Annotated in this window: 7 protein-coding genes; 1 reads left to right on the forward strand and 6 read right to left on the reverse strand. The window is 66.3% G+C overall.

What is annotated here, in order from left to right:
- From C5F44_RS17360 to C5F44_RS17370, 3 genes are all read right to left on the reverse strand, one after another.
- The coding region (locus tag C5F44_RS17360) for an ABC transporter permease (protein ID WP_146161981.1) at positions 1–737 on the reverse strand (737 nt) is incomplete at its 3' end.
- The gene (locus C5F44_RS17365) at positions 734–1,795 is read right to left on the reverse strand and encodes an ABC transporter ATP-binding protein (protein ID WP_107674879.1); all 1,062 of its coding nucleotides are present in this window, start codon (positions 1,793–1,795) and stop codon (positions 734–736) included. The genes C5F44_RS17360 and C5F44_RS17365, both read right to left, overlap by 4 nt.
- Positions 1,796–1,823: 28 nt before the next feature.
- Entirely contained in the window at positions 1,824–2,642 is an 819-nt protein-coding gene (locus tag C5F44_RS17370; RefSeq protein WP_107674881.1) for an inositol monophosphatase family protein, read from the reverse strand.
- A 255-nt stretch (positions 2,643–2,897) separates the two neighbouring features.
- On the opposite strand from C5F44_RS17370, the gene C5F44_RS17375 reads away from it, so the two are divergent.
- Positions 2,898–3,701 (forward strand): DeoR/GlpR family DNA-binding transcription regulator, encoded by an 804-nt coding sequence (locus C5F44_RS17375; RefSeq protein ID WP_107674883.1) that lies wholly within the window; start codon positions 2,898–2,900, stop codon positions 3,699–3,701.
- Between the two features lie 36 nt (positions 3,702–3,737).
- On the opposite strand, the gene C5F44_RS17380 is transcribed toward C5F44_RS17375, so the two are convergent.
- The 3 genes from C5F44_RS17380 to C5F44_RS17390 form a co-directional block, all read right to left on the reverse strand.
- Entirely contained in the window at positions 3,738–4,391 is a 654-nt protein-coding gene (locus C5F44_RS17380) for a methionine ABC transporter permease (protein WP_107674884.1), read from the reverse strand.
- Positions 4,372–5,415, reverse strand: a complete 1,044-nt coding sequence (locus C5F44_RS17385; RefSeq protein ID WP_107674886.1) for a methionine ABC transporter ATP-binding protein — start codon at positions 5,413–5,415, stop codon at positions 4,372–4,374. The genes C5F44_RS17380 and C5F44_RS17385 overlap by 20 nt, the downstream gene beginning before the upstream one ends.
- Positions 5,416–5,485: 70 nt before the next feature.
- On the reverse strand, positions 5,486–6,207 hold a 722-nt coding region (locus C5F44_RS17390), incomplete at its 5' end, for a MetQ/NlpA family ABC transporter substrate-binding protein (protein WP_107674887.1).

The raw sequence follows: 6,207 nt of genomic DNA on the forward strand, positions 1-6,207 counted from the left end.
AGCGTCGATTGCATCGTGATGTCGGACGCGCCTTCGGCCACGGCGGCCTGATAGGTTACGACCGACAACAGCGGCAGCCGGTGCGACAGGATCATCGAGATGGCGAAGTTGCCGACGGTCATGGTGAAGACCAGCAGGGCCGAGGCAAGAATGGCCGGCATGATCACCGGCAGCATCACCTTGAGCCGCGACCGTGCCGGCGCGGTGCCAAGGCTTTGCGCGGCTTCTTCAAGCTGGGCATCGAAGCGGGCGATGGCCGAAACGACGCCGATATAGACATAGGTATAGTAGATGAAGCTCATCGAGGTGATCAGCCCGAACCAGCCATAGAAGCTGGGAAGGCGGAGGCCGATCTCGCGCAGCGCGCGGGTGATCAGCCCGTTGTTGCCCAGCATCATCAGCCAGGTCTGCGCGGCGATCACCTCGGGGATGACCAGCGTGATCAGGGGCAGCAGCGCGATCAGTGACTTGCCCGGAAAGCTGTGGCGCGCGGTTACATAGGCCAGCGGAACCCCGATCAGCGTGGCAATCAGCGTGACCGCCGTGGCCAGGATCAGCGTATTGCCGATGGCCTGAAGGTATTTCGGGTTGTCCAGCAGCCGCGACCAGCCGTTCGGGCCTTCGCCGGTGACACTGGCTGTCAGGATGTTGAACAGCGGATAGAGGACGAACAGGCCAAGCAGCGCCAGCGACAGCACCGTCAGCCAGAACCAGGGGGTGCGGAAGCTGTCGGTCATGCTGCAATCACCCGGGCCTGCGCCGCATCAATGCCAAGGTTCACCGGGGTGCCGGGGTGGAAGGCGTCATGGCCGGGGCCGTGCAGTTCGGCCACCAGTTCCAGCCCCTTGCCCAGATCCAGCCGGTAGCTGGTCTTGGACCCCAGATATTGCCGGCTGCGCACGGTGGCCGGCAGGTTCTGAAGGTTTGCCTGCGGTGCCAGGGACAGGTGCAGGCTTTCGGGGCGCAGGATCACCAGCCCTTCGTCGCCAGTGCCCTGGCGCGCGTCGGTGGCAAGGATGCGGCCCTGCCCGAAGTCAGCCTCGACCAGCCCGTCGGCGGCGGGGCGAAGCCGTGCAGCCAGCCGGTTGGCCGATCCGACGAAATCGGCCACATAGCCGGTGCGCGGCGTGGCGTAGATGTCCTGCGGGGTGCCGATCTGTTCGATCGCGCCGCGATTCATCACACCGATCAGATCAGACATCGACAGCGCCTCTTCCTGATCGTGGGTCACGAAGACGGTGGTGATGTTCGCCTCGCGTTGCAGTTCGGTGATGGTTTCGCGGATCTGGATGCGCAGCTTGGCATCCAGATTGGACAGGGGTTCGTCCATCAGCAGGACCGCGGGCTTGATCACAAGCGCCCGGGCCAGTGCCACGCGCTGCCGTTGCCCCCCCGACAGCGCCGCGGGGTGCCGGTCGCCCAGATGGCCAAGGCCCACCCTTTCAAGCGCGGCGGCCACCTTGCGGCTGACGCTGTCGCCGCGTTCGCCGCGCGCGTGCAGGCCATAGGCGACGTTCTGGTTGACCGTCTTGTCGGGAAACAGCGCATAGTCCTGAAACACCATGCCGATGGCCCGCTTGTGCGGCGGCAGCCGGGTGACATCGGTGCCGTTGAATTTCAGACGCCCGCCCGCCGCCGGGACAAAGCCCGCGATGGTGCGCAAGAGCGTGGTCTTGCCGCAGCCCGACGGGCCGAGAAGCGTGAAGAAGCAACCTTCGGGGATGTTGAGGCTGAGGCCCGAGATCACGGTTTCCTTGCCATAGGTGACGGTGAGATCCTCAATGCTGATGCCCATCTCTTTTCCCTGTCGTTCGATTGCTTTTTCAGGCCGGAACGCGGGCCGACCGGCCCAGCCCCAGCGCCTCGATCACATCCAGCGCCGCGTCATGGCAGCGGCGGTCGCCGGCGGCCAGGATGCGGCCATCGCTGTTCAGGGTCAGCGGTTGCCCCGCCCAATCCGAGATGACCCCGCCGGCGCCTTCGATCACCGGGCGGAAGGGGGCGAAGTCAAACACCTTCTGCCCGGCATCCAAGGCCAGATCGCTGCGCCCTTCGGCCAGACGGCCATAGTTCAGGCAGGCGCCGCCATAGACCCGGTTCGCCGTGGTCTGGCGCAGCGCGTTCAGGGCGGGCAGTTCGGCGGTGCTCATGTAATCCTGGTTGGAATTCGTCATCAGGGCCTGGGCCAGCCCGTCGCAACTGCGGCAGCGGACGGGCTGGCCGTTCAGCGTGGTGGCGCGCCCCGGGGCGCCCAGCCAGCGCGCATCGACCGGCGGCACATCAATGACCCCAAGCCGCGGCACCCCGTCCACCGCAAGCGCGATGAGCGTGCCATAGACCGGGATTCCCACGATGAAGGGGGCGGTGCCGTCGATCGGGTCCAGCACCCAGACATGCGAGGCGCCGGTGTTCTGATCGCCGTCCTCTTCGCCGATGATGCCATGGTCGGGGTAGCGCGCGGCGATCATGGTGCGCAGCTCGGCCTCGATGGCGCGGTCGATCCGGGTCACGAAGCTGCGGTCGGGCTTCACCTCGACGTTCAGGCCATGGGTGATTTCCCGCTGCAGAACCCTGCGCGCCGCATCGGCCAACTGGCCGGCAAAGGCGATGTGGTGATCTTCGATGCCCGCGGCGTGGCCCATGCGTCTGTCTCCTTTCGCGACAGGCCAGAGGCGACCGGTCGCCGGGCAATCCTGCCCGGCAACGGGACGCAGGCAGCCGCCGCGACTCGTTCTTCTCGTGGTGATGAGGGGACGCTAGCGCGGGAATCATGATGTGGCAATATATGTTTTATGTGTGTTTATGTGTTTTTCTGGTGCCGGATGTGTTCCCCGTGGCGTTCTGTGCTGTTTTCAGGCATTTGAAGGGGGGAGATTGACCAGTCAGGGCGTGGCAAAATGTGGCAAGAGGAACGGTATCGGCGCATCCGCGACCAGTTGGCCGCGTTCGGCCAGATCTCGGTTGACCGCATCACCGAGGAATTCGGCGTTTCGCGCGAAACGGTGCGGCGCGACCTGATGGAGCTTGAACAGGCCGGAGAACTGCGCCGCGTGCGGGGCGGCGCCGTGCCGGTGAAGCGCGAGGATACGACCTTTGGCATTCGCGTCACCCTGCGCCTGCGGGAAAAGCGGGCCATCGCCACAACCGCCCTTGGCCTGCTGAAGACGGGGATGACGATCTTCATGGATGCGGGGTCCACCAGCACCATCATGGCCGAGACGCTGGCCGCGCCGCATGGCCTGACCGATCTGAACATCATCACGAATTCGGTCGATGTGGCGCGGCTGCTGGCCGAACGCCTCGACCAGCCAAGCCGCCGCTTCCGGGTGCTGATGCTGGCCGGCGAGATCAAGCACGAACCCATGGAAACCCATGGCGCCGCGACCATCAACGACATCCAGCGCTATCGGGCCGATGTCGCGCTGCTGGCGCCCTGGGGGATTGATGCGCAGATGGGGGCGATGAACTATTTCATCCACGGGGCCGAGATTGCCCGCGCCATGGTGCGCAATGCCGATCAGGCCATCATTCTGGCAGACCATTCCAAGATCGGGGCGCCGGCCCGTTCGGTGTTCTGCCCGATTTCGGAAATCGACCACCTGATCGTGGATGAGGCGGCGACAACCCGCCCCGGCTTTACGGAACTGGCCGAGGTTCTGCCGGGCCTGAGGGTTGCGCGGGGCGCTGCAACGCCGGAGTGACGCCGGCCTTGGGCGCGGGGCAGGTGGCGGCTGGGGTCAGCGGCGGTCTATCATCCGGGCAAGGCGGTCGCCCGCCCATTGCAGGCCGGCCACCATGACGATCAGGATGACCACCACGGCCAGCATCACCTGTGTTTCGAACCGCTGATAGCCGTAGCGGATGGCGATGTCGCCCAGGCCGCCGGCCCCCACCGCCCCGGCCATGGCCGAGGCGCCGATCAGCGTGACCAGCGTGACGGTGAAGCCCGAGACGATGCCGGGCAGGGCTTCGGGGATCAGCACTTCGCGCAGGATGGTCCAGCGGGTGGCGCCCATGGCGCGGGCGGCGTCGATCAGGGCGCGGTCCACCTCGCGCAGGGAAACTTCGGCCACGCGGGCGTAATAGGGCGCGGCGGCGATGGTCAGCGGCACGATGGCGGCCGCGATGCCGATGGCCGAGCCGGTGATCAGCCGGGTCAGCGGAATGACCGCGACCAGAAGGATGATGAACGGAACCGACCGAAGCGCGTTGACGACCAGCCCCAGCGACCGATTGACGGCCAGGTTCTGGAAGATTCCGCCCCGGTCGGTGGTGACCAGGATCAGCGCCAGCGGCAGGCCGATGGCAAAGGACAGCGCCCCCGAGATGCCGGTCATCACCAGCGTTTCCCACAGGCCCCGAAGAAGCAGGTCAAACATCGCCCGGGACATGACCCAGCACCTCGATCGCAGTGGTTTCGGGTTGAAGGCGGGCAATCACGGCGGCCACCAGATCGGGATCATTGGTGCCAAGCGCCAGGAACAGCCGGCCATAGGGTTCGCCCTGCACATCGTTCAGCCCGCCATGCACCAGCCGGGCGGGGTGGCCGGTGATGCCTTCGATGATGGCCAGAAGCGGCTGGCGGGCGGCCGCGCCATAGACATCGACCCGGATCAGCGCCTGATCGCCCTGCGGCGTGATGCGCGCGGCCACATCCTGCGGCAGCACCGGCGACAGGCCGCGCAGCAGGCTGCGCGTCGTTTCGGCCTGCGGCGAGGCCAGCACCCGCGCCACCGGCCCCTGTTCCACAATGCGGCCGGCGTCCAGCACCAGAACCCGGTGGGCGATCTGGCGCACCACTTCCATCTCATGCGTGATCATCAGGATCGTCACGCCCATCTGGCGGTTTACGTCCTGCAACAGCGTCAGGATGGCCTGCGTCGTTTCCGGGTCCAGCGCCGAGGTTGCTTCGTCTGACAGCAGCAGCAACGGATCGGCCGCCAGCGCGCGGGCGATGCCCACGCGCTGTTTCTGCCCGCCGGACAGCCGCGCGGGGTAGGTATCGGCCTTGTCGGCCAGACCCACCATATCCAGAAGCTGCATCACCTTGGCCCGGCGCTGTGGCGCGGGTTGGCCGGCAATCTTCAGCGGCAGGGCGACGTTTTCCGCCACGGTCTTGGCCGACAGCAGGTTGAAGTGCTGGAAGATCATCCCGATGCGGCGGCGGATCGGCTGCAAGGCCTGTTCCGACAGGGCGGTGATGTCGGTGCCGTCAATCTCGACCCGGCCCGCCTGTGGCCGGTCCAGCCCGTTCAGGCAGCGGATCAGCGTCGATTTCCCGGCGCCGGAACGGCCGATCAGTCCGACAATCTCGCCCGCCTCCAGCGTGAGCGAGATGCCGTCCAGGGCAGGGCGGTCGGAAAACCGCCGTTCAACCCCGTCAAGCCGCACCACGGGATGCCTGATGCCGGTCATCTGTCGATCCTTCAAAATGCAGGCAGGCGCCGTCTTACAGGCGCCTGCCGAAAGTGCAAGAACAGGTGGCTTACCAGGCCGGGACGGCCGCGCCCTTGTAGGCCGAGGCGTAGGCCTCTTTCACCGCGTCGCTCTGGAAGGCGGTGCGGAGGGTGGCGACCCAGGCCGCATCCTTGTCTTCGGTGCGGACGGCGATGAAGTTGGTGTAGGGGTTGTTCTCGCCGGATTCCTGCGCGACGCGGAAATCCAGAAGCCCGGCCTTGGCGGCCCAGTCGGTGTTGACCACGGCGGCATCCAGATCATCAATGGCGCGGCCCACGACGCCGGCATCCAGTTCGCGCAGGTCGAAGTTGCGGGGGTTCTCGGTCACGTCGATCACCGTGGCCAGGATGCCGGCCTCGGGGTTCAGCTTGATCAGGCCCAGTTGTTCCAGCACCTTCAGCGCGCGGCCACCGTTCGACGGATCGTTCGGCAGGCCGATCACGGCGCCATCCGGCAGGTCGGCCAGGGTCTTGTATTTCTTCGAGTAAAGCCCGATCGGGAAGATCGCCGTGTCGATCACCGGGGTGATGGCATAGCCATGGGCGGCGATCTGCGCTTCCAGATAGGGGCCGTGCTGGAAGGCGTTGGCGTCGATGTCCTTGTTCGCCAGCGCCTCGTTCGGCTGGGTGTAGTCGTTGAAGATCACCGTTTCGATGATCAGGCCCGCGGGCTTGGCCTGCGCCGCGGCCGCCGCCCAGACGGCTTCGTCCTCGCCGCCCATGATGCCCACTTTCAGCGTGGTGTCCTGGG

It is taken from the genome of Fuscovulum blasticum DSM 2131, assembly GCF_003034965.1.
Lineage (GTDB): Bacteria > Pseudomonadota > Alphaproteobacteria > Rhodobacterales > Rhodobacteraceae > Pseudogemmobacter > Pseudogemmobacter blasticus.